Annotated in this window: 22 protein-coding genes; 9 read left to right on the top strand and 13 right to left on the bottom strand. The window is 60.6% G+C overall.

Annotated elements, in window-relative coordinates:
• Nucleotides 1–183: 183 nt before the first annotated feature.
• Nucleotides 184–1,041 (top strand): SDR family oxidoreductase, encoded by an 858-nt coding sequence (locus GFU70_RS13530; protein WP_058544144.1) that lies wholly within the window; start codon nt 184–186, stop codon nt 1,039–1,041.
• A 183-nt stretch (nt 1,042–1,224) separates the two neighbouring features.
• On the opposite strand, the gene GFU70_RS13525 is transcribed toward GFU70_RS13530, so the two are convergent.
• From GFU70_RS13525 to GFU70_RS13485, 9 genes are all read right to left on the bottom strand, one after another.
• Nucleotides 1,225–1,674 (bottom strand): DUF421 domain-containing protein, encoded by a 450-nt coding sequence (locus tag GFU70_RS13525; RefSeq protein ID WP_058544145.1) that lies wholly within the window; start codon nt 1,672–1,674, stop codon nt 1,225–1,227.
• Nucleotides 1,675–1,681: 7 nt separating this feature from the next.
• Nucleotides 1,682–2,203, bottom strand: a complete 522-nt coding sequence (locus tag GFU70_RS13520; protein WP_058544146.1) for a hypothetical protein — start codon at nt 2,201–2,203, stop codon at nt 1,682–1,684.
• A gap of 9 nt (nt 2,204–2,212) precedes the next feature.
• Nucleotides 2,213–2,713, bottom strand: a complete 501-nt coding sequence (locus GFU70_RS13515) for a CinA family protein (protein ID WP_058544147.1) — start codon at nt 2,711–2,713, stop codon at nt 2,213–2,215.
• 195 nt (nt 2,714–2,908) lie between these two features.
• Nucleotides 2,909–3,334 (bottom strand): GlcG/HbpS family heme-binding protein, encoded by a 426-nt coding sequence (locus GFU70_RS13510; RefSeq protein ID WP_014338265.1) that lies wholly within the window; start codon nt 3,332–3,334, stop codon nt 2,909–2,911.
• 57 nt (nt 3,335–3,391) lie between these two features.
• Complete coding sequence (locus GFU70_RS13505; RefSeq protein WP_153388205.1) at nt 3,392–4,174, bottom strand: ABC transporter substrate-binding protein; 783 nt, start codon at nt 4,172–4,174, stop codon at nt 3,392–3,394.
• A 144-nt stretch (nt 4,175–4,318) separates the two neighbouring features.
• Nucleotides 4,319–4,669 carry a RidA family protein gene (locus tag GFU70_RS13500; RefSeq protein ID WP_058544149.1) on the bottom strand — a complete coding sequence of 117 codons (351 nt, stop codon included), beginning with the start codon at nt 4,667–4,669 and terminating at the stop codon, nt 4,319–4,321.
• Entirely contained in the window at nt 4,666–6,039 is a 1,374-nt protein-coding gene (locus GFU70_RS13495) for an NAD(P)/FAD-dependent oxidoreductase (RefSeq protein ID WP_153388204.1), read from the bottom strand. Before GFU70_RS13495 ends, GFU70_RS13500 begins: the two co-directional genes overlap by 4 nt.
• Entirely contained in the window at nt 6,032–6,361 is a 330-nt protein-coding gene (locus tag GFU70_RS13490) for a (2Fe-2S)-binding protein (protein WP_116642274.1), read from the bottom strand. The genes GFU70_RS13495 and GFU70_RS13490 overlap by 8 nt, the downstream gene beginning before the upstream one ends.
• Nucleotides 6,351–7,475, bottom strand: a complete 1,125-nt coding sequence (locus tag GFU70_RS13485) for an NAD(P)/FAD-dependent oxidoreductase (RefSeq protein WP_081264417.1) — start codon at nt 7,473–7,475, stop codon at nt 6,351–6,353. The genes GFU70_RS13490 and GFU70_RS13485 overlap by 11 nt, the downstream gene beginning before the upstream one ends.
• Nucleotides 7,476–7,633: 158 nt before the next feature.
• Here GFU70_RS13485 and GFU70_RS13480 point away from each other — a divergent pair, with 158 nt between their 5' ends.
• The 3 genes from GFU70_RS13480 (at nt 7,634) to GFU70_RS13470 (ending at nt 10,711) form a co-directional block, all read left to right on the top strand.
• Nucleotides 7,634–8,539, top strand: a complete 906-nt coding sequence (locus tag GFU70_RS13480) for a LysR substrate-binding domain-containing protein (RefSeq protein WP_116642276.1) — start codon at nt 7,634–7,636, stop codon at nt 8,537–8,539.
• Nucleotides 8,540–8,678: 139 nt separating this feature from the next.
• Nucleotides 8,679–9,764 carry an aromatic ring-hydroxylating oxygenase subunit alpha gene (locus GFU70_RS13475; protein WP_116642277.1) on the top strand — a complete coding sequence of 362 codons (1,086 nt, stop codon included), beginning with the start codon at nt 8,679–8,681 and terminating at the stop codon, nt 9,762–9,764.
• Nucleotides 9,761–10,711: a PDR/VanB family oxidoreductase gene (locus GFU70_RS13470; protein ID WP_153388203.1), complete on the top strand. Its 951-nt coding sequence runs from the start codon at nt 9,761–9,763 to the stop codon at nt 10,709–10,711. Before GFU70_RS13475 ends, GFU70_RS13470 begins: the two co-directional genes overlap by 4 nt.
• A gap of 91 nt (nt 10,712–10,802) precedes the next feature.
• Here GFU70_RS13470 and GFU70_RS13465 read toward each other — a convergent pair whose 3' ends face one another.
• Entirely contained in the window at nt 10,803–11,516 is a 714-nt protein-coding gene (locus tag GFU70_RS13465; protein WP_058545916.1) for a GntR family transcriptional regulator, read from the bottom strand.
• Between the two features lie 99 nt (nt 11,517–11,615).
• Entirely contained in the window at nt 11,616–12,647 is a 1,032-nt protein-coding gene (locus tag GFU70_RS13460) for an Ldh family oxidoreductase (protein ID WP_058545915.1), read from the bottom strand.
• A 232-nt stretch (nt 12,648–12,879) separates the two neighbouring features.
• Between GFU70_RS13460 and GFU70_RS13455 the strand changes: the two genes are divergently transcribed.
• Together GFU70_RS13455 and GFU70_RS13450 are read left to right on the top strand one after the other, a co-directional pair.
• Nucleotides 12,880–17,697, top strand: a complete 4,818-nt coding sequence (locus GFU70_RS13455; RefSeq protein ID WP_153388202.1) for a dermonecrotic toxin domain-containing protein — start codon at nt 12,880–12,882, stop codon at nt 17,695–17,697.
• Nucleotides 17,698–17,871: 174 nt separating this feature from the next.
• Nucleotides 17,872–18,873 (top strand): FecR family protein, encoded by a 1,002-nt coding sequence (locus GFU70_RS13450; RefSeq protein WP_153388201.1) that lies wholly within the window; start codon nt 17,872–17,874, stop codon nt 18,871–18,873.
• A 137-nt stretch (nt 18,874–19,010) separates the two neighbouring features.
• Here GFU70_RS13450 and GFU70_RS13445 read toward each other — a convergent pair whose 3' ends face one another.
• Nucleotides 19,011–21,359 (bottom strand): acylase, encoded by a 2,349-nt coding sequence (locus GFU70_RS13445; RefSeq protein WP_153388200.1) that lies wholly within the window; start codon nt 21,357–21,359, stop codon nt 19,011–19,013.
• Nucleotides 21,360–21,376: 17 nt separating this feature from the next.
• On the opposite strand from GFU70_RS13445, the gene GFU70_RS13440 reads away from it, so the two are divergent.
• Nucleotides 21,377–21,580 (top strand): hypothetical protein, encoded by a 204-nt coding sequence (locus GFU70_RS13440; RefSeq protein ID WP_153388199.1) that lies wholly within the window; start codon nt 21,377–21,379, stop codon nt 21,578–21,580.
• Nucleotides 21,581–21,655: 75 nt separating this feature from the next.
• A complete protein-coding gene (locus GFU70_RS13435; RefSeq protein WP_058545911.1) occupies nt 21,656–22,036 on the top strand; it encodes a hypothetical protein in 381 nt (126 codons plus the stop codon).
• Nucleotides 22,037–22,045: 9 nt separating this feature from the next.
• On the opposite strand, the gene GFU70_RS13430 is transcribed toward GFU70_RS13435, so the two are convergent.
• Nucleotides 22,046–22,234 carry a hypothetical protein gene (locus GFU70_RS13430; RefSeq protein WP_042731964.1) on the bottom strand — a complete coding sequence of 63 codons (189 nt, stop codon included), beginning with the start codon at nt 22,232–22,234 and terminating at the stop codon, nt 22,046–22,048.
• Nucleotides 22,235–22,567: 333 nt separating this feature from the next.
• Between GFU70_RS13430 and GFU70_RS13425 the strand changes: the two genes are divergently transcribed.
• Nucleotides 22,568–23,803, top strand: coding sequence for an MFS transporter (locus tag GFU70_RS13425; RefSeq protein WP_153388198.1), 1,236 nt, complete (start codon nt 22,568–22,570; stop codon nt 23,801–23,803).
• The last annotated feature ends 5 nt before the right edge of the window (nt 23,804–23,808 follow it).

Genomic DNA, 23,808 nt, shown 5'->3' with positions numbered 1-23,808 from the left:
CCTTATCGAAACCCGTATTTTCATTGAAAAACACAGCTTCATCCAATGCTCGTCGCAGCGCTCTATTCACCGACGAAACGCCCGTCATCACGCTCATCGACTGGCAAGAAAATCCGACCGAACTCTGCCCGAAACCCCACAGTCCACCCTCCATCGCAACCACATCAAGCCTGGAGAACGACAATGGTCGAATACCCTTTCCCACCCTTCCCGAAGCAAAGCCAGCCGGTGCCCGGCAGCCAACGGAAAATGGATCCCTACCCGGACTGCGGCGAACAGAGCTACACCGGCTCCGGACGACTGGCGAACAAAATCGCCCTGATCACCGGCGCCGACAGCGGTATCGGTCGCGCCGTTGCCATTGCCTTTGCCCGTGAAGGCGCGGACGTGGCGATTGCCTATCTGGACGAGCATGAAGACGCCAAGGAAACCGCCCGCTGGGTCGAACAGGCCGGACGGCAATGCCTGTTGCTGCCCGGGGACCTGGCAAACAAGGACCAGTGCCGCAAAATCGTCGATGAAACCGTCGCCCGCTTCGGGCATATCGACGTTCTGGTCAACAATGCCGCGTTCCAGATGACCCATGAAAGTCTTGAGCAAATACCTGACGAGGAATGGGTGCGAACGTTCGATATCAACATCACGGCGATGTTCAGGATCTGCCAGGCCGCCGTGCCGCACATGAAGCCGGGAGGCTCGATCATCAACACCAGCTCGGTCAACTCCGACATGCCAAAGCCGACGCTGCTGGCGTATGCCACCACCAAGGGCGCCATCGCCAACTTCACCGGCGGCCTGGCGCAGATGCTCGGCCCCAAGGGCATCCGGGTGAACAGCGTGGCACCAGGACCGATCTGGACGCCGCTGATCGTGGCCACCATGCCCGAGGAAGAGGTACGGAATTTCGGCTCCCAGACCCCGCTTGGCCGCCCCGGCCAACCAGTCGAAGTGGCGCCGATCTATGTGCTGCTGGCCTCGGACGAAGCCAGCTACATCTCCGGGACTCGCTATGGGATCACCGGAGGTAAGCCGATACTGTAGAAGCTGCGTAGGAGCTGCGTAGGAGCTGTCGAGTGCAACGAGGCTGCGATCTTTACAAAGACACTTGAGTCTCAAGCGAAAGATCAAAAGATCAAAAGATCAAAAGATCGCAGGCTTCGCCAGCTCCTACACACCCAACGGGAGCAAGCTCCCTGGCCGAAAAAAGTGCCCGCCGAACAGCACTCAGGACCGCTCCTTGGCAATCACCGAAATCTTCCCATTGCGCTCGATGATCGCAAACTTGATCTGCTCCAGGGTCTCGATACCCTGGCTCGAGCGCGCCGCTTCCATGATGTCTGCCTCTATCAACCGGGCATGACGCAGCCGGCCCTGGAGGATTCGCCCGTCCTCGACGATGATGGTCGGGCCTCCGTCGATCAGTTGTGACACCCATTGGGAACGTTGCTTGAGCAACGACAAACCCACATCGATGGCGATCAGCGTCACGATCACCATCAACGCGTTGGTGAGCGAAAAATCATCCCCCAGCAACGCCTGCTGCGTCGCCTCGCCGATGATCATCAACAACACGAAGTCGAAGGTGGTGATCTCGGCCAGCGAGCGCCGTCCGGCGATCTTGAACAACACCAGCAATGCCAGGTAAATCGCAGTGGCCCGCAGTACCGAATCCATAGATCACCTAAGGGAAAATGAACTGATTGAAACTGACCGCGGCACCGCCGGAGGTTGCGATGCGGCTGTGATAGCTTCCGAGCCCTTCGCCGAGCAATGACAGATGCAGGCTGGCCTGCCCCCGTTCATCGGCCTGGACCCAGAGGGTCATGCCCCGCCCCGCGCCTGCCGAACGTATCGGCGCCGGTTGTAACGCTTGCACCTCGAAACCTTCCAGCCAGTCGCCGCCCAACTCGACTTCCAGCACCGCGTTGGGTTGACCCTTGAGCCGGATGACCATGGTGTTGGTGGAGCCATTGCGGTGGAAGGCCTCATATTTGACGCCAAGGCTGCCGTCGTTGCTTTGCAGCTCCCGGCTACTCAAAGGCCCACGGGAAAACAGCCCCAGCAGGGTCAGGATTACCAGCAGCACCAACACATACCAGCCCACCCGTTCAAAACGCCAGACCTTGTGCTGGAAGGCCATGTCTTCACGCACCGGGAACTGGCGGCTGCGGTGGTCGTCCTCCTGCTCGTATTGATCGGTCATGATCTATCTCTATCGACGCTCACCGGCCACAGCACGTCGGTGAAAGGCCGGCAATTGCTGCAACGCGTATTGCGCCGCCCAGATTTGCACCTGGCCGCGACTGCCAAAAAAACGCTCGCAGCGACTGAACAGCGCCCGCTGGCCGTTCAGATCGAACGCCCAGGCAAAACACACGGTTCCGGCGGGTATACCGTCCCTGTCGTCTGGCCCGAGCAGGCCGGTGGTCGCCACTGCGACATTGGCATTGGCGTCGTGCAAGGCGCCAAGGGCCATCTCCTCAGCGACTTCGCGACTGGTGAGATTGAAAGTATCGATGGTGCGTGGGCTGACACCGAGCAGGCGCTGCTTGGCTTCAGGGGAATACACCACATAACCGCTTTCGATCAGTGAACCGCTGCCCGGCACCTCGGCCAGCAGCGTGACAATCCGCCCGGCGGTGCAGGATTCCGCCGTGGTCAGGCGCAGGTCATGCTCGCGCAGATAATCAACCAGGGTTTGGGCAGCAGTCATGGCAAGGATCCTTCAGGGATGCTGATGGGTTGACTCTTGCCGTTGTGATTCATTCCCTTTATCGCTCGTCACCCTGCGCCACCAAATAAATGAACCCCCCGTGTTTGCTGTATCTCAAACCCGTACGGGCCTCATGCAGAGGCCGCCCCGCAGCCCGCTTTCGCGAGCAGGCTCGCACACGGGTTTATAGCCGTCTCAGGCGTCCGGAGTGATCACCGGCAACACCGTCTCCACCGCCAAACGAGCCAGTTCAGCATCCTGCTCAGCCTTGACCCCAGACACCCCGATGGCACCAATGCATTGGCCGTCATGACGAATGGTCACCCCACCTTCAAGCATGCCCTGCAGGTGCGGAGCGCTGAGAAACGCGTAGCGACCACCGTTGATCATGTCTTCGAAAACCTTGCTATCACGCCGCCCCATGGCGGCCGTGCGGGCTTTTTCGGTGGCGATATAGGCCGACAACGGCGAGGCATCGTCCAGGCGCAGCAGCCCCAGGGGATGACCACCGTCGTCCACCACGCAGACCGACACCGCCCATTGGCGCTGGTGAGCCAGTTCCTTGGCCGCCACCAGCAATTGCGCAACATCCTGCTCAGTGAGTACTGCTTTGGTCTTCATGAATCACTCCGTGTTGTGCAACAGCAAGCCCGCGAGACAAAACCCACGGGCCGAGGATCATTCGCCGTAGATGTCGAAATCAAAGTACTTCTGGCGAATCCGGTCGTAAGTGCCGTTGGCGCGAATGGTTGCCAGCGCCTGATTGAAGCGGCTGACCAACGCATCGTTCTTGCGTACCGCAATGCCGATACCCGTGCCGAAATATTGTTCGTCGGTGAAATTGGGCCCGACGAATTCGAAATCCTTGCCCTCGGGACGCTTGAGCAGGCTCTCGTCGATCACCACCGAACTGGCCATGGTCGCGTCCAGGCGCCCGCCCAGCAGGTCGAGGAATATTTCATTCTGCGAACCATAGCGCACTACTTCGGCGCCCGCCGGGGCAAAGTGATCGGTGACATAGCGATCGAAGTTGGTCGCCCGCTGCACCCCGATCCGCTTGCCTTTGAGCTGTGCCGGAATATCGCTGATACCACTGCCTTTGCGAAACACCAGGCGCGCCGGGATTCGGTAGTAGCGATCGGTGAAGTCCACCGACTTCAATCGCTCGGGGGTGATGGACATGGAGGAAATCACCGCGTCGACCTTCTTTACCTTGAGCGCTGGAATCAAGCCGTCGAACTCCTGTTCCTTCCAGACACAACGGACCTTCATCTCGGCGCAAAGTGCCTGGCCGATGTCGTAGTCGAAGCCGACGATGGCGTTGTCCGGGGTTTTCGAGGCAAAGGGCGGATAAGCCGCCTCGATACCGATGCGCAACGATGACTCGGCGGCCTGCAGGCTCGTACCCAAAGCCAGCAGCGAGACGAGACCCAGCTTCAAGGCGATGCGTTTAACGTTCATTCATTTGCTCCAGGTGCGATGTTATTGATTTCGGACGCTCCACAGAAGTCGTCCGTTATGGCAGCAGCAATGTGAACAAGCCCGGGCGGTGACTCTGGTGGTCGCCTGCCCGGTGACAGCACAACGGTGATCCGGCGAGCGGCCTCAGACTGCCGCGGTGACAATCAGCTCCAGCAAAATCTGCGGGTCGTCGAATGCCACCTGGGCCGTGGCCCGCGCCGGCGTCTGCGTGGCATCGACCCACTCGCTCCACAGCGCGTTCATCGCGGCGAAATCGCGGCCCATGTCTTTCATCCAGATCTGCACACTGAGCAGCCTGTGCTTGTCGCTGCCCGACGCGGCCAGCAGCTCATCGATCCGTTGCAGCACCTGACGGGTCTGGCCCAGGATGTCCTGACTGCAATCGGCGGCCACGACGCCGCTGAGCCAGGCCACGCCGTTGTGCACGACGCTGCGACTCAGGCGTGGGTTGCTTTCGATGCGTTGAATACTCATGAAGGTTCCTCGACGGAAAGACGCTCGCCGGCCAATTGGGCGAGCGTGATGGGTTTGAGCGGTGAACGGATGCGGTAATAGCCCACCTCGGCGGGTGACACATGGCGGCGTTCGGCGATGATTTCAGTGACGCTCAGACCGCATTGGCGTCCCTGGCACGGGCCCATGCCACAACGACCGAAGGCCTTGGTCTGGTTGGGGCCCAGGCAACCCAGGTCGACGTAGCGGCGAATGTCGCCAGCGCTGACCTCTTCGCAGCGGCACACCGTGACGTCATCGGCGGGGATGCGATTCTGAAGCCGGGGGCGATACAGGGCGTCGAGCAGCGGCCGTGCGGCGCGGGCGCGGCGTAACAGCCGCTGCAGGGGACGCGCGTGCGCCGCACGGCCGGCGATGGCCAACGCGGCCAGGCGCCCTTCCAACTGCGCGACCTGGGCCCCGCCGATGGCGCCACCGTCACCGGCGATAAAAATGCCCGGCGCGCTGCTTTCGCCCCATTGATTGCGGCGCGTAATCCAGCACAGTTGCTGTTCGCTCCAGTCGTGCTCCAGGCGCAATGACCAACTGACCTGCGTGTTCGGCACCACGCCTTGATGCAGCAGAATCAAATCGGCGCGAACACGTTGCGAGCGGCCTTGACTGTCGAAACTCAAGGCGCAGGCGCGATCCGTGCCGTCAACCTGCAGGTTGCAAGCACCGCGAAAATGCCGGACGCCGGCCCGCTTGAGTTCCATCAGCAGCCCCAGTCCCTTGAGCAGGTCACGCCAGCCGCGCAGCGCGCTGGGCACTTGCCGCCAGGCCTGCAGCAGATCGCTTCGGTGGCTGGTGTCCACCAGGGCCTCAATGGCGATCCCGGCGCGCAGGTACTGCACCGCCAGCAAGTAGAGCAATGGACCACACCCGGCCAACACCACTGGGGTGGCCGGCACCATGGCAGCGCTCTTGAGCAGGATCTGCCCAGCCCCGGCGGTCATGACGCCCGGCAGGGTCCAGCCGGGAATCGGCATCGGCCGTTCGAAGGCCCCCGTGGCAATCAACAAGTGGCGCCCTTGCAAGACTTCGGCACGCCCCTCGAACAGGTAGTGCACCTGACGCTGCGGCGTCACCTGCCAGATGGCTGCGTTGGGTAGATAGCGGGCGCCGCATTGCAGAAAGTCGGCGGCCAATGTTGCCCCGGCCACGTAGTCGTCACCCAACACGGCGCGTCGGCACGCGTCAGCCTGGAGCACCTGGCGATAAATCTGCCCGCCCGGGCTGGCCTGCTCATCCAGCACGACGACCGACAGGCCATGGGCCCTGGCTTCGAGTGCAGCGCTCATTCCCGCCGGACCCGCGCCGATGATGATCAGGTCGATGACGGCATTACTCATCGCCGCTCTCCTGCCACGGTGCCAGGCATGCGGCTCCGCGTTGGCGACGCACGCGCATGCCGGAACGCACCGGCACCAGGCAAGCCTGGGCATTGGCGTGTCCGTCCACTTCCACCAGGCATTCGAAGCACACGCCCATCATGCAATAAGGGGCGCCGGGGCGACCGTTGATCGCGCTTTCGCGGGTGTGGCGAATGCCACAGGCCAGTAGCGCCGCTGCCAGGGATACCTCGGCGGGCACCGTCAGCGACCGGCCTTCGAATTCGATGTGCACGGTGTGATCTCCCGAGGCCAGCGGCCGAAACAGACTGTCAGCCGACATGGCGCACCTCTGCTTGCAGGTTGAAACGGTGCAGCCCGAATGGCTTCACCGCCGGATCATCGAATTCGCCGGCGATCCACGGCGCCAGGCGCAAGGCGTGGGCGGCAGCCAGCGTCACACCGCTGTGGCAGCTGACAATCGACAGTCCCGGACAACCCCGGGGCGTTTCGTAGATCGGAAAGCCATCGGCACTCATCACCCGCAACGCCCCCCAGGCCCGCACCAGTCGTACCTGGCCCAACCGCGGAAAACACTGAACCGCGCGCCGGGCAATGGCGGCCATGACCTGGCTGCCGGTGCCGTCATCCAAGCCCGCTGACTCGTGGGAATCACCCAGTTGCAGCGTGCCCTCGTCGGTCTGGCGCACGTAGGTAGTGGGGTACTGCAGAAATGGCTCGAGCCGCTCGGTGACCAGGATCTGTCCACGGTTCGGCTGCACCGGCACGTCCAACCCGACCCTGGCTCCCAGCGCCCGATTGCCCAGACCTGCGGCCAGCACGACCTGGCGGGCAGACCAGCGCTGCTCTCTTGCCCGCAGTTCGAAGCCCGTGGTCCCTGCGTCGATAGCCTCGACGTGATGGCCGTTGATGAGCTTGACCCCACGAGCCTGGCAGGCGGCGTAAAGCGAGCGCAACAACTTGAGCGGGTTGACGTGGCCGTCCATGGGCGAAAAACAGCCACCCACTACATCCGGCCCAATGCCGGGCAAGCGGGCGCGCAGTTGCGCGGCGTCCAGCAGTTCAAAGGGGTAGTCGCCCGCAAAGGCCTCACGCAGCCAACCCAGCCGATGGCTTTCCTCGGCCATTTCCGCGTCGCTCAGGCACAACTGGAAGCCACCCTGTTGGCGCAGATGGATGTCGATGCCGGTATCGGCTTGCAACGCCCCGGCGAATCGAGGCCAGAGCGCTACCGATTCCCTCGTCCACTGCGCATACGGGCTCATCCGGTAGCCCTTGCCCTGGACCCAAAGCAAACCAAAGTTGCCCCGGGCAGCGCGAATGGCGTCGTCGCCTTCGTCGAGCACACTCACCTGGCGCCCGAGCAAGGCCAGCCCATAAGCGATGGACATCCCCACCAGGCCACCCCCTACGACAATGACATCAGTTTTTTGCATGGTTTTCTTATCGCTGCTTTCGGCGTCGTTCATTCAATCAGGCGCCGGCCCATGGCTGGGTTAAGTGGTTTGGCTCGATCCTAGGGCGATGACAACGCCATGAAAAATGCTTTATTTTGGCAAGCTCATGTCTTTTTGTTATGGGTTGGATCTGCACGATGAATCTCCGTCAGTTGGAAGCCTTTCGCGCCGTGATCCTGGGCCAGACCGTGACCCGAGCCGCCGAAATGCTGCACATCTCGCAGCCGGCGGCGACCCGGCTGATCGCCAGCCTGGAAGAGGACATCGGCTTCAGCCTGTTCGACCGGGTCAAGGGGCGACTGCAACCCACAGCCGAGGCCATGACCCTGTATCAGGAAGTGCAGCGTTCGTTGTTGGGCGTGGAGCGCATTGCGCGTACCGCCCAGGACATCCGCACGCTCAAGCGCGGTTCACTGCACATTGCCTGCGCACCGGCCATGGGCTTGTCATTCGTGCCCCGGGCGATTGCCGCGTTCATGGCCGAGCACGATCAAGTGCAGATATCGCTGGTGGTGCATTCGTCCCGGGAAGTCGTCGACCTGGTGGTGGGCCAACGCTGCGACCTGGGCCTGATCGTGCTGCCCAACACGTACCCCAGCCCTCGCGCCGAAAAATTGCTGGCCACGCGCATGCTCTGCGCCCTGCCCACCGGCCATCGCTTGCAGGACCAGGCGACGATCCGCCCGGAAGACTTGCAGGGCGAACCGTTCATTTCCTACCCGCAGTCGATTGGCTCACGCCAGCACATCGATGCGATCTTCGCCGCCCATGGGGTAGACCGCGAACTGCGCCTGGAAACCCAACTCTCGCTGCCCATGTGCGCGTTCGTCGAACAGGGCCTGGGCGTGGCGCTGGTGGATGCCATCAGTGCCGTCGAGTACCGCGGCCAGGGCATCGTCTTCCGAGCCTTCGAACCGGCGATAGAAATGGACTTCAGCATGCTCCTGCCGATCCAGGGACCGGTTTCCAGGCTGCAAGCCAGCTTTCTGGAGCACATGCAACGATTTATCGAAGCGCAGGTTCCAGCGGCCTATCGGTTCTGACCCGATCGCCAACCAACCCACCAATGGATCCACTGATAGGGCCAGCCATCCATTTATGCCGCAAAACCGTTGACAACTAAATTAGTTAAGAGAGTTAATGGATCCACAGACAAGAACAACATCCGCCTGGAGATCCCTCATGTACCCCAAAAATGCCTGGTACGTTGCCTGCACCCCCGATGAAATCGCCGACAAGCCCCTGGGGCGCCAGATATGCGGCGAAAAAATGGTTTTTTACCGGGGGCATGAAGGCAAGGTCGCAGCGGTGGAAGACTTCTGCCCCCATCGCGGCGCCCCGCTCTCCTTGGGCTACGTCGAAAATGGCAACCTGGTGTGCGGCTATCACGGCTTGGTGATGGGCTGCGACGGCAAGACCGTCGAGATGCCGGGGCAACGGGTACGAGGCTTTCCCTGCAACAAGACTTTTGCGGTACAGGAGCGGCATGGGTTCATCTGGGTCTGGCCCGGTGACCAGGCGCAGGCCGACCCGGCGCTGATCCATCATCTGGAATGGGCCGAAAGCGATGAATGGGCCTACGGTGGCGGCCTGTTCCATATCCAGTGCGACTATCGCCTGATGATCGATAACCTGATGGACCTGACCCACGAAACCTACGTCCACGCTTCAAGCATCGGCCAGAAGGAAATCGACGAAGCGCCGCCGGTGACCACGGTCGACGGCGATGAAGTGGTCACCGCCCGGCACATGGAAAACATCATGGCCCCGCCGTTCTGGCGCATGGCCTTGCGCGGCAACAACCTGGCCGACGACGTGCCGGTGGACCGCTGGCAGATCTGCCGTTTCACTCCGCCCAGCCATGTGCTGATCGAAGTCGGCGTGGCCCATGCCGGCAACGGCGGCTATCACGCCGCGCCGCAATTCAAGGCGTCGAGCATCGTGGTGGATTTCATCACACCGGAAACCGAGACGTCGATCTGGTACTTCTGGGGCATGGCCCGGCACTTTCAACCGCAGGATGAAGCCCTCACCGCGTCCATTCGTGAAGGCCAAGGCAAGATTTTCAGCGAGGACCTGGAAATGCTCGAACGCCAACAGCGCAACCTGCTGGACCATCCGCAGCGCAACCTGCTCAAGCTCAACATCGACGCGGGCGGCGTACAGTCCCGGCGGGTGCTGGAGCGCTGGATCGCACGGGAACGGGAAGCACAGGCCGGGTTGATCGCCAGCAGCCATCAAACGCAACGGGCGGAGCAACGGCCATGATCGAAGTCCAGGTCGCGGCGCGACACAACGAAGCCCTCGATATCTGCAGCTACGAATTGACGCGTGTCGATGGTGAGCCGCTGCCGGCCTTCACCGCCGGCGCCCATATCGACGTGCAGTTGCCCGACGGGCTGATTCGCCAGTACTCGTTGTGCAACCATCCCGAGGAACGGCATCGCTACCTCATTGGCGTGCTCAAGGACCCGGCCTCCCGTGGTGGTTCGCGCAGCCTGCATGAGCTGATCCAGCCAGGCATGCGCTTGCACATCAGCGAACCGCGCAACCTGTTTTCTCTCGCCCCGCACGCCCGGCGCAGCCTGCTGTTTGCCGGCGGCATCGGCATTACGCCGATCCTGTGCATGGCCGAGCACCTGGCCCAGAGCGGTGCAGCGTTCGAGCTGCATTACTGTGCCCGCGCCCGGGACCGCGCGGCCTTTGTCGAGCGCCTGCGCCAGGCCCCTTACGCCGACCGGGTCTTCCTGCATTTCGATGAAGAACCTGACACCCTCCTGGACGCCGCCAGGGTGCTGACCGCGCCCAGTGACGACGTGCACCTCTACGTCTGCGGCCCCGGCGGTTTCATGCAGCACATTCTCGACACCGCCAAGCGCCAGGGCTGGCAGGAAGCCTGCCTGCACCGCGAATACTTCGCCGCCGCCCCCACCGACACCCGCGCCGATGGCAGTTTTTCGGTCAAGCTGGCCCGCAGCGGCCAAGTGTTCGATGTGCCGGCGGACCGCAGTGTGGTGCAGGTATTGGAGAGCCATGGCATCGAGATCCCGATCTCCTGCGAGCAAGGTGTCTGCGGCACCTGCCTGACCCGTGTGCTGGAAGGGGTACCAGAGCATCGGGACATGTTTCTGACCGAGGCTGAACAGGCCTGCAACGACCAGTTCACGCCATGTTGCTCCAGGTCCAAGACACCCGTCTTAGTACTGGATCTCTAACACCGGACATTGTGGGAGCGGGCTTGCTCGCTCCCACAAGGGGATTTGTGGTGGGCTCACAAATCCAGCACTCATTCACAGTTGGGGCTGTTCACTCCGAACGCAGAATCACCGTCATCCGCTCGTCAGCCAGCGTCGAGCCGAACACTTCGGCGTAGCGCAGGGTGGCGTTGGCATGCTCGCGCATGATTGCCTCGGCGCGGCCGCTCTGGCGGTTGATCAGGGCGTCGAACACCGAATGGTGTTGCATATGGGCATAGTTGAAGCGGCGAAATTCGCCGGCCATGTTCTGGCGATCCACCGCCAGGGCGGTGACTGAGGCGAATGGCAGATGATCGTTGCGGGCCAGGGCATCGGCAATCGCCGGGTTGTGGCTGCCTTCGACGATCACCTGGTGAAAGCGCATGTTGAGGTCGTGATAGACCTCCAGGTCATCCTCGGTCACATAGCCCTTGGCGAACAGTTCATCGCCCTGCACCAGGCATTGCTCGAGTATCGCGCGGGCCTCGTCAGACAAGCCATGCTCGGCCGTCTGCCGTGCCGCCAGGCCTTCCAGCACGCCACGCACCTCCACGGCCCCGGCGATCTGCTCGGCACTGACCGACCGCACCTGGAAACCTCGTCCGCCGAAGCGCACCAGTAACCCTTCCTGCTCCAGGGTGCGGAACGCCATGCGCACCGGCATGCGCGAAACGCCGAACAGCTCGGCCGTAGGTATTTCCATCAAGCGCTCGCCAGCGGCCAATTCGCCCGAGGCGATCATCTTGCGCAGCGCAACCAGCACCGTTTGGCCGGGCTTGCTCATCCAGGCGATTCCACAGAAAAGAAGCCGTCATAGTAGAAGGCTTGGCGCAGCGTGTCACGGCAAGCTGTGGCAGCCAGTCTGGCCGCCACAGCGGGTTGTTCAGCTCCCTGCCAACTCGCGCAGCTGCAACAAGGTTTGCTCGTCCAGGGTGATCCCATGCTCATTGGACTTGCTGCGCTCGCGATGGCGACGATCTCCCGGCAAGCGCCGCAACCCGACGCCATGCATCTGCCTGACCAACTCCTGGCTGCGCTCGGCGAAGTTTTGCCCGGCGGTCTTGCTCGGGTCGATCACGATCAACAACTGACCGGTCCACGGCGTCTTGGCGCCCGGATGGTTGTGCCAGTCGAACTCGAAGGAAAAATTGCCACCCGTCAGCGCAGCCGCCAGCAACTCGACCATCATCGACAGCGCTGAGCCCTTGTGCCCACCAAAGGGCAAGAGCGCTCCGCCTTCGAGAATCGCCTTGGGGTCGCGGGTCGGCTGGCCAAGGCTGTCCACCCCCATTCCCGGCGGCAACAACTCGCCCTTGCGTGCAGCGATCTGTACGTCGCCGTGGGCAATGGCGCTGGTGGCGAGGTCGAAGACAATCGGCTCACCGCCAGCCCGTGGCGCGGCGAAGGCAATGGGGTTGGTACCGAACAATGGCCGGTCTGCGCCATGGGGCACCACGCACGTCATGCTGTTGACCACGCTCAACGCCACCAGGCCTTCATAGGCAAACGGCTCGACGTCCGGCCAGAGGGCGGCAAAGTGATGGGAGTTGCGAATAGCCAGGACGGCAATGCCGGCGCTGCGGGCCTTCGCCACCAGCAGGGCGCGCGCTGCAGCCAGGGCGGGCTGGGCAAACCCGTTACCTGCGTCCACGGCGACGAACCCTGACGCGACGTCGTCGACCACCGGCACAGCCTTGCCGTTGACCCAACCGCTGTCGAGTGTCGAGACATAGCCGGGAATGCGAAACACCCCATGGCTGTGGGCACCGTCGCGCTCGGCCCCGGCGCAGTTTTCAGCCAGGCACCGAGCGACTTCGGCCGACGTGCCATGACGCAGGAAAATTTTCTCCAGCAAGCTCACCAGAGCATCGAAAGACAAAGTGCAAGAAGCGGCATGATCGGATGGCGCAGACATCTGAAGCTCCAGAATGATTGTTGGAGGTAGCAACAGCGTAAAAGGACCCGCCGGGTGATTAAACACCGTTTCAGGCGCGCACTGTCAATCCTTGCCACGGCGCCTGCCCTGCCTGACAGGTCAGAAACCAGCGTGCGGTAACTATGTACCACCTTTGCTCAGCCATCGTTGCCTAGTCTGGCGGCTCCTCCACGTTCGCGCCGCTTTGAGGCGCCTTGATCGAGAAGCAACGATGCTCACTGAAACCACGCCGCTTTTATTTCCCGAGGTATTGCACGCCCATCGCCTGGACGAATTGACCGCCACCCACGACTTGACGCAGGCAGACCTCGACTGGTTGCAGCACATTGCCCTGCCCAACCACACCCAGCGCGCAGCGCAGACGCCGCCCATGTTCGCCGAAACCATTCTGCTGCAAGCCGATGAAAAACCGCCCATTGCACTGGCCGGCTGCTTTGCCCTCAGCGCCTCGTCAAACAGCCGCGAAACAAGCACCCACCCCGCATACCTCTACACGCCGACGGGTGGAATCAAAAAATTCAACAACCGGTCAGCCCTCGAAGAAGGGATTAACCAGATGCGCCAGGACACGGCGCAACGCGACGACCTGTTTCGTCTCTTGTCGCTTTCCCAGCGCAGCGAACTGAACAGCACCACCGACATCAGACAGACCCGGCAACTGATCGAAGAGGATGTTTTCAAGACCCAGCTCGAATCCATCGAGAACGCCCAGAACCTCAATGCCCTGGTCATGGTGAATGAGCTGATCAAACTGCCCTCGTTAAGATCGATGCTTGACCGGGCATTGAACGAGGCGCTACCGAACCTGGATCATCGACAGATCCGCGTGGCATTCAACAAGGGGACTGGCCTGGGAGATCCAAAGGCAATCCAGGTGACCGAAAGCATTGCACTGAGCGACGCCATCCTGGGCTACTTCCATCACCAGGGTTGGCCTGCCGGACATGACATCGATCTGACTCACCCGGGCACACCCGCATCGTCCTATACCCCGCAGCAATGGGAAAAAATCATAAAGGACATTGCCAGGAAACTGATTCCGACATTTATCGGTCGCATCGAAGCCTTCTGGGAGAGCATGACGACCCCCTTCTATATGTCTCGACGAAAATTGCTGTCCCAAGTCATCCACGATGGACTCTGGGCAAGCATCCTGGTCGAGCGGGAAAAAGGCCAACTGACGGACGCACAGAGTCGTGAGTTGCTCCGACTGTTCAGACCCTCCCGCCGAGACGAGACGCTGCTGTTCATCGAAACGATTCGCTTCTGGGAATATGAACCGCACTTCGTAGAACTTGCAGGTTCCTTGATGATCAGCGCCAAAGGAAACTATCTCTATACCCCCATTCATGGCCTTCAGAAGATAGACAACCATCAGGGTTTCAAGGCAGCACTGCTCGGCAACCCCGCAAGCACCGCGCAAAAGGAGGCACTCTATAGCCTCCTGAGCCTGGAAGAGCGCAACCGTTTCCTACGCTTTGACGAACCACAGATCTCGGGCAAGCCGCTGGATTTACCGGTGTCCGAATCCCTGGCGAGTGCAATCATCGAAAAACAGAAGAATAACCTCCATTACGCACTGGAAATGTCTCGCCAGGGCGATGTCGACATCCATCCGCTCATCGACAAGGCGTTGGATATACGCGCCCTCATCAACAAAAGGCTGCTGAGCCCGCCAACCGCAGGACATTGGGGGACTCATCCTGCCTTTCATGGCGGCCTGCGCCCGTCCAATTTCATGGCCGATCAACTGCAAAGAAAGGTCAAGAGCTATACCGATGTCGAAGCGGCTTTTGATGGCCTCTTTACCCGGTTGCCGACATCCCACAGCACTTCACTGCACAATGGGCTCTGGCAATTGCTGCCTGAGCTGACCAATGTCTTTTCCGTGGGGATACGCGCCGAGGCCGAACTTCGCGAGCTTGGCGCGAGCCTGCCGTCGACGGCCAATGACCTGATCAGAACCGTTTTTGCCTACGATTCAGAGCACCCGGACCGTTCACAACGTCTCGGGGTCAGGGGGTTCCGGCCGGATGTCTATTCGCTGACACTGACCTGCAGCGAAGAGCGTCGCACGACTCATCTGCCCCTTGCCAACTGCTTTCTATTAACCGAGCGTGGAGGGCTCGATACGCCCTATTCGGGCATGGCAATCCTCTGGACACCCGCCGATGGCTTGCAGGCTTTTGCGTCCGTGGAAGTGGCCACCCAGCAATTGAATCGACACCTGCTCGATTCGCGAAAACGCTTTGGTTTGCTCGCCAACCTCACGCCGGCCCAGCGCAAGCCTCATGGGCACTATCAACTCAAGGCATATGAACTGATCGAAGACAACGTGCTGGTGAATCGGATGAGTTCATTCATCAGGCACTTTGAGGCCGAGCATGCTTATCTGAGCACGTTAAAAGCCGGGAATTGGCAACTGACCGGCAAAGCATTATTAAAAAGCCTTCAGGCATTGTTGAACAAAGGCGCTCCCACCAACCTCAAGCGCGCCACCCACATTGCCCGGACCCATAAATGGCAACAGAAACTTCCCGCCTGGCTCGGCACAGCTGCGCTTGACGATCAGCGCCTGCACATTGAATTGCTGGAGCAATATAAAAACAGCGTGGCCGATGGCAAGGACTATCTGGACGGTATAGAGCCACTGTCCACCTATGCGCGCAATAAACTCAAGGCACTGCTGAACGCCCGCTTCGCTGCCACGAACCTGGACCCCGACACCATCCAGATCACGCCGAACCTCGCCATAGTGGGACCGGCCAGTTCACTGACCGACTTTGCGCTAAATCACATCGAAGTGACCCGCAACGGATTCAAGGTATCTTCCACGTCCACGCAGAAACTGCCGGACGGCCTTAACGAGACTGCTGTCAGGCAGATGCTGTCTTCATTGGATATCTCGACCGTCTATAAAAAACATGTTGTGCAAACGCTGTCCGGTAGCACCGCGCATGCCCAACAAAGAAAAACCGCCTTTGGCCAACAAATGCCCTGGCAACTGCTGCAATACGCCCACGCACGCTATCTGCAGCAATACCTTTCCCCCCTGGCCTTTGACTTGATCCGTCAAGTGGTGGACATGCCCGACGCCGTCGCTCGCAAAGCGGTCGACGGTGCCGACGCGTGTATTCGTCCCCTGGAGTTGATCAAGACCGGCGGCGCAACACCGGTCAAAGCGCTGGGGCTTTACCTGATCGGTTCGAGCGTCGATGCAACAAGCCCTCAAGTCCTGTATTCGCCCTACCATGAAGGGCTTCACTTCACCGAGCTCAAGGATGAAGAAAGCGTCGTTGCCGCATTCAATACGCCAGGAAAGCTTCAGGACCTGCTGATTCGCCGGCTTCCCGAGAACCAGCAGGCCACGTTCAGAAACCTGTTCGCCGCAACGCTCGGACAGCGGTCGGAAATCACCCTGGCCTCGAACCCGATCCAGGCCAACCTGTTCGACACATTGTTCGACGACAATGCGGCGTTGCTAGCCGACATGCTGACCACACAAACAAAGGAAAACCGTCAGGTTGACTGGGGAACGGTCCTGCGCCTGTTCAGCTCCGGCGTCAAGTTGGTCGAGAAGCAGTTGGCGGGCAAACTGACCTTTATCGAAACGCTTTGGGAAAGCTACCAGGACTTCAAGGCCTCATCTGAAGCCCTGCAGCAGCACGACTGGAAAACAGGCCTGTACGACTTTATCGCCGGTGCCGCAGAAATGGTGTCGTTGGGCCTGATGAATCGTGAAGATACATTCGGTCTTCTCTACCCCATCGAGCCCCCCTCGCAACCTGCCACGTTGGCAAATCGCTGGAAGGACATCGCGTCCACCGCCCAGATCCGTACCGACCTGAACGTCTTCGAGGCCAGGGGTGTCAGCCTGTCGGGCCTGCAAAAAGACCTGATCGACGGAACCTATAAGGCACTGGAAACCGGCAAGCTCTATGTCCCCCTTGCCGGCAAAGTCTTCCAAGTGGCGCAAGCCGGCCAAACCTGGCGAATCGTGCATGAGCACGCAGAGGGACCGTTATTGAAACAGTCGCCTGATGGTCGGACATGGGAACTTGATCCGCAACGCCAAACCATACGCTTTGGCAAAGCAGGTTCGAAAATGGCCATCACCTATAGCGACTTCAAGGCCAAGGGCTCACTGAATATCGAAGCGCGGGGCATGGCGCAGATACGCAGGAAATATCCGCACCGGGCAAACATGATTGTGCAAGCGCTTGAGACCGCACGGTTCTACTCGTTCAATACCCTTTGCAATCTTGATCAATTCAAACGCCAGGGACTGGTGGGTGCTCGATTGGATGGCATCCTTAAAACGTTTTTTGGTGTCAGCCACATTGATGCCCGCCTCATCAGCAAGATAGAAGCGGCAATCACACCCATATGCCAGACATTGGCAGACCCCACCTGGGAACTGCAAAATGCCGAGCGCATTGTGATCGGCAACCTCAAATACCTTGAAGACAGAGCGACCGCTTTCGTGCTCGAACCTGCGGCCAACGGCAGAATCTACCTCACGCAGTTTTTCTTCGATCCGGGCTTGGACTGGTATAGAACCGTCGTACCTGAAACCTTTAATGTCGACGCCCACGCCCAGGGTGCGACATTCATTCATGAAATCTCCCACCAGTTGTTCAATACCCTGGATATTGTTTACTTGGACGCGGCGCTGCCGTTCCTCGACTTGATTTCCACCGCGACTTATTTAGGCCGAGCGCAATATGACAAGCAAAAAAACCTGCAACTCAACGGGCTTTCATTGACCACACCAAAATCAAAACTGTTCACGCAGTTGGACAGTACGGATAGCACCTACAAGAAGCTGGAGCTGTTGCCTGGATACAAGGAAACCACCCGGGAAATCCTGAAGATAACCGGCGCCAGGACCATGGATAATGCGCGCGATGATTTCCTCGATCCGATTTTGCCGGACAAGCGCATCGACGTCATACTTCGCAACGCCGACTCGATCACGCTCTTGATTTGTGAATTGGGACGCCAACTCGACCCCAGCCTGTCCCGGTAGATTGCCGGGCCGTGAACGGTTTGAGTGGTTGATCTTTTTTTCACGCAAGGTATGCGACGGTAGGCTATGACGAATCTTTGAGGAAAAAACAGGTTCATTGATGCGTAAACGCCATGACGGCTGTTCTCGGCAGCTCATGCCGGAGGTTAGAATGCGGCAAACCAGGAACAGTCAATGACCGAACATACCCTCTCGGAAGCCGAATACGACGCCATTACCGATGCCGCTGCCCATTGGTGCATGCGCTTGCATGCCGTCGACTGCACCGATGCAGAACGGCAGGCGTTCAAGCAGTGGCACGATGCCGATCCCCTGCATGCTTTCGAATATGAAGCCATGCTGGAGATCTGGTCTGTTGCCGATCATCTGCCGCGCGTCGAGTCGGCGCCGGCCGCTCCAGTGCCCCGCCACCGGTCGCGCTGGAGCCGGATGGCGGTCGCCGCTGCGGTGGTCGTGGTGGGCATGCCCCTTGCCGCTTATACCGGCTGGAACCTGGGCTGGATTGCCAATTCCTACCAGCGCTTCGAAGCCGGCGCCAGCGTTCGCCATGTCACCCTGGGCGACGGTAGCCAGGTAGAACTCAACCTGGGCAGTGAGCTGGTATATGCCAACTACAAAAACGAACGCCGGGTGACGCTGAAAAAGGGCGAAGTGTTTTTTGACGTCAGCCATGACAAACAGCATCCGTTTGTGGTTCGGGCCGGCCAAGGCCAGGTGCGCGTGACCGGCACACGCTTCAACGTCTGGATGTACCAGGACCAGGTACGGGTGACGCTACTGGAAGGTTCGGTGCGGGTGACCAGCAACCAGGCACTCACCGGTGACGGCCTGCCGCTTTCCCCGGGCATGCAGGCCAGCTACAAGGCGGGCGACCACCAACCACAAGTTCGTGAGACAGACCCCAACGACAGTTCGCTGGCGTGGCGCAACGGCAAGCTGGTGCTGGATAACCTCGCCCTGAGCGATGCACTGCCGCTGATCAACCGCTACCTCGACCGGCCCGTCATGCTGGCCGACAACAGCACCGGTGGCTTGCGCATCGGTGGCGTCTACAATATCAGCGAAGTGCACAACCTGGTGCCTTCGCTGCCCAAAGTCTTGCCGGTCTACCTGACCCAGAACAAGGACGGTAACCCGGTCCTCAATTCCATCGGGCAACGGCCGGCCACTGACTGAAAACTTTGCTTCCACAGTTTGGATCGGCGCCAGCCTGCGATTTCCCGGCCACCAGAAATCCCCTGTGGGAGCAAAGCTTGCTCGCGATAGCGGTGGATCAGTCTACATCCAGTTTGAATGTGACCACACAACAGCGACTATTGCGTCGCCACCCTGCCCGTCTCGTCACGCTCGCGGATAGTCAGCGCCTGATAGTGCGGATCGGCCTTGATCTGCTGTTCAGTGAATGGCAGCACACTCCACTGCTTCTGCGAAAAGGCCTGAGTCTGGTCCGTCGAATATGGCGACGCAGGGTCGCTGGAGAGGGAGAATGCCAACAATCCCTGGGCCTGCGGCCCTTTATCGTCAAACGTCACCACTTGCAGATAGCTGGTCCCGCTAACCACCTCCCGCTTGCCGTTCGCCCCCGGTACGCTCTGGATCGCATTGTAGATGCCCAGCTCCCCGGGGCCGCCGTGGATCGGGGTCTGTCGGCTGCCGCGGCTGGCCACTTGGATGTCTTGCCATTGAGTGTCCTTCGACAGCCCGGCGGCCTTTACCGTCTTCACCGAGGCCAGCATGGCTTCGCGCACGGCCTTAAGCACCGGCGATCGCTCGATCGCCAGGCCACGCGGGGTGTGTTGCGGGTCTTTGGGATCGAACGCGACGCGCCATGAATCAGGCACCGCCTGCAATCGGTCCATGATGTGCTGGAAATGCACGAACCCCAGGCCGCTGTTCAGGCCGGCCTTGCGATCCCAGGCCTTGAGGCTGGCACACGCCTGGCCCAATGTCGAAGCATCGGCCCCCAGGTCACCGGCGCAAACGCCGAGCAGGTCCGGCATTACCTGGTCAGCCAGGTAAACCTGATCGTCCATGACCATGCGCTGCAAATCCTTCACCTTCACCGGCCCGTCTTTAGCCAACTGGCCCATCCGCTCCAGCGCAAAACGCGCCCGCAGTCCCAGGGGCTGGCCTTGCTGGCTGATCACCGGGGAGTAACCGGACAGCGGCTGCGAAGGGTTGACCATCCAGGCCGAATCGTTGGAGTTCTGCACATAATCGCGGCGCAGCAGCTGCGGAAGCCTGTCGGCGGCATAGATGCCTTTTTGCACGGCCTTGGGATCGATACCCCAGGCACATTCGCTGCGAGTGCCATCCAGCACGATCAGTCGCAACCCGGCCCGGGGGTCGCTGCACCGGGCCAGTTTGTCGGCGTCGACGTTCGGCACCACCGACACGTTCATGTAGAGGCTTTGCCCCTGGTCGTCCACCGCCAGGGTATTGACCCAGGGAATGCCCTGGATCTGATGGACGGCGTCCTGCAGATCCTTGAGCGTGACCGCCCTGTTCATGGCGTACCACTGGGCCAGCACGCGATCGTTTTCCAGGTTCGCGTCCCGCAGGCTGTAGGCGAACCGGCTATCCCAGTCCAGCCGACCGGGCCATTGCACGATCGGGCCGAACTGCGAGCCATAGACCACTCGGGAAATCGTCTGCACCTGGCCGTCGGGTTGCTTGATGTCCACCGCGACCGTCTGCTGACTCATCGGCACTGACTTGCCGTCGAGCAGATAGCGGGTCGGGTCCTTCGGGTCGAGTTGCAGGCGGTACAGGGTGAAATGTTTTGAGCTGTCGACGGTGTGGGTCCAGGCCAAGTGCTGGCTGAAACCGATGTTGATCATCGGCAGGCCTGGCAGCGCCGCACCCATGACGTCCAGCTTGCCGGGAATGGTCAGGTGCATCTGGTAGAAACGCATGCCGCCCAGCCACGGAAAATGCGGGTTCGCCAGCAACATCCCACGGCCGTTGAACGAGCGCTCGCTGCCGATGGCCAGCGCATTGCTGCCGCGCTCCAGGGCAAAACGCCGCTGCCGGGTTGCGGCGGCCGCGAAACCGCCGACCGGAGCCCCCGCGAGCGCGCTCGCCTGGGGTGGTTGCGCGCCGGCCAGGGCCTCGGCGAACTGGCCGACGCCGCCTTCCACCAATAGCCGGCGGGTCAACTTGACCAGGTCCAGCGCTGTGATCGGCCGCACCCACTGGCTGGCACATTGTTCGGGCAGGCCTTTGGCCTGGCGTTCGACCAGCGCACGGTTGTAACCCGCCACGTAGCCTTCGACCAGTTGCTGCACTTGAGGCGTCTGGGCCTGCCAGAAACCGGAAACCGCTTGTGGTGTATTGAGCCAACTGAAGAACAGATCGCTGACGCGGTTCTCCCGCTGCTCGATCGTGACCTGCTCCGGCCCGAAATAGCGCGAGCGCTGGGCGTTGACCGTGACGATCTCATTGGCCAGCAGGCACAGGTTGTCCTGGGCATAGGCGTAGCCGATGCCATAACCCAGCCCACGTTCATCCTGCGCCCGGATATGCGGTACGCCAAAACGGGTGCGACGGATTTCGGCACTGGCCTGTTGCCCCTCGTCTTGCGCGTTGACCACGGGACTGAACCCGAGGGCGATCCCCAGAAAAGCGCCTGCGAGGCCAATCCTCGATAACTGCCCGGACATTCTCACGTTCACTCCTGATGAAAACTTCAGAAACCAGGACGGCTACCGGTGCGAAAGAAGACGAACACCCGGCAGGCCTGGGACATCACATGCCGCGTGCTGAACCGGAATGTGCCTACCTTGAAAACGAACCGGATGAAAAAAAATTAATGGTTGGCAGCCTTTTGAACCCGGGGGTTTTACGCAGCAAGGGCAATTTTTTCACATCATGGCCCTCATGATTGAGCGTCCTCGTTCGTCCTATTACAGGAGAGTATCCGTGACCTTTTCTGATCAGGCTGGTAAGGAGTTTTTGCATGCGTAACGCGCAACTGCCCATGGAGGGCAAGCCAAGGGCGACCGGCGTCTCGCTGAGCGCCCCCCACCGTGTATTCGACAGGCCGGCCGAGCGAGGCGGCAATGATCACATCAGGCGCTTGCTCAAGAGCTTCGGGCTCAGGACCAGCCTGATTCGACTCAAAGTCATCGACGCGCTGCTCAAGGCCGCCCGCGACAACCGCAGCCTGGGCGTGCGCGGGGTGCACAGCCAGTTGTTGGGACTGGACATTCCATTGTCCTTTCTCAGCGTGCGCGAGGTCTTGAAGCGCCTGTGCAGCGAGGGTGTCGTCACCCTCAACCCGGATAAAAGCTACTGCCTGCACCCCAGTGCGATGGCGGTGCTCCAGGCCGAGGATTGAAGCCGGTGCTCAGGGCTTGACCTTGCGCCGCATCACGCCGTTGATCACCACCACAATGACTGCCACGGCAATGGCGATGTATTGAAACAGCTGCTCGCTGATCATGCCCTTGCCCTGCATCCACGACAGCCCCAGCATGATTGCCAGGACGACGAGGACGATCAGAATCGAGTATTTCAAACGTTGCGAATGAGTCATTTGCCAGCTTCCTGAAGTGATTCGTTCTGCATCTCGCGCTGCCCAGGCACTGTTTCGCCGATGTCATTGCACGATGCAGGCAAAGCCATATGGTACAGGCGTGGCGCATTTTCGCGCGACTGTGGCTGTAGAAGATGGGTCATCTGCGTCCATCGGGCGTAGGATTTTTTACCAGCTGGCAGTGTAACTATCACCTGAAGGATGTTTCCTACACGTGAAGGACCGCTTCCACTACTCACTAAGGGAAAAGTCCTCTTACGACCATTGACGTCCCCCACGTACTCTCGAAAAAGAAGTGATTTTCTTCTTTCCGGAAGCCAACGTTGGAAACTCATGCAGAATCAGCCGCCCCTTTTTTCGTCCTTTCGCCTGGCAGGCTTCTGCCTGGCAATCGCCGTCTTTGAACTCCTTACCTATATGGCCAGCGACTTGGTCATGCCCGCCATGCTCATGGTGACCCGGGACCTGGATGCGTCCGCCGATCAAATCCCCTACGCATTCAACTTGTACCTGTTGGGCGGCATCCTGTTGCCGTGGCTGATCGGCCCGCTGTCGGATCGCCATGGACGGCGCCCGTTCATGCTGGTCGGGTGCGCCGGATTCGCGCTGGCTTGCGCGGCGATCACCCAGGTCACCAGCATGCAAGGCTTCAATGGGCTGCGCTTGATCCAGGGGATGGGGTTGGGCTTCGTGATTGCGGTCAGCTATCCGGCCATTCAAGAGGTTTTCTGCGAGTCCACTGCGGTGAAAGTCATGGCGTTATTGGGGAACCTCGCCCTTCTCTCGCCTCTATTGGGGCCCTTGGCGGGCGGGCTGTTGCTGCAATGGCTGTCCTGGCGTGAGCTGTTCATGTTGCTGACCGGCCTCGGGGTGTTGAGCTGGCTGGCCTTGTGGTGGTTCATGCCGGGAAATAGCGACGCGGCTCGACTCCCCGATACCCCTCCGACTACCCAACCACTGGACATGCGTTCGCTGGGCCGGCGATACGGCGCGCTACTGGGCCATGTGGGGTTCATGTCGGCCAGTGTCGCGCTGGGGTTGATGAGCCTGCCGCTGATTGCCTGGATCGGCCTGTCTCCCCTGCTGTTGATCCAGGGCGAGGGCCTTTCTCCACTGCTCTACGGCATCTGGCAGATTCCGGTTTTCTCGGCGGTCATCCTCGGCAATCTGCTGCTCAACGCCCTGGTGGAACGGGTCGGCGTGCGTCGAGTGGTTGGCTACAGCCTGTTGCCCTTCTGTACGGGCCTGATCGCCTTGGTCGCTGCCAGTCAATATGCGCTCTCTCTTCTCGTACTGGTCAGTGCCCTGTCGCTGTACGCGGTCGGGCTCGGCATGGGCAATGCCGCGTTGTACCGACTGGCCCTGTTCGCCAGCGACGACAGCAAAGGGTTGGTCTCGGCCATGGTCGGGATGATTTCCATTGGGGTGATGAGCGCGGCGGGCTCACTGCTGGCGCTGCTGGGTGCCGGGGCGAGCCTGGAATCCTTCGCCTTGATGGTCGGCATCGCCGGGCTCAGCTGCCTCGTTGCGTTGCGCCTGTTTTCATCACAACCCGCCGCTCACGTCTGAATTTG

The organism is Pseudomonas brassicacearum (assembly GCF_009601685.2).
Lineage (GTDB): Bacteria > Pseudomonadota > Gammaproteobacteria > Pseudomonadales > Pseudomonadaceae > Aquipseudomonas > Aquipseudomonas kilonensis_B.
Note: the sequence above shows the minus strand (reverse complement) of the source record. Positions and strands in the feature narration are given on the sequence as shown.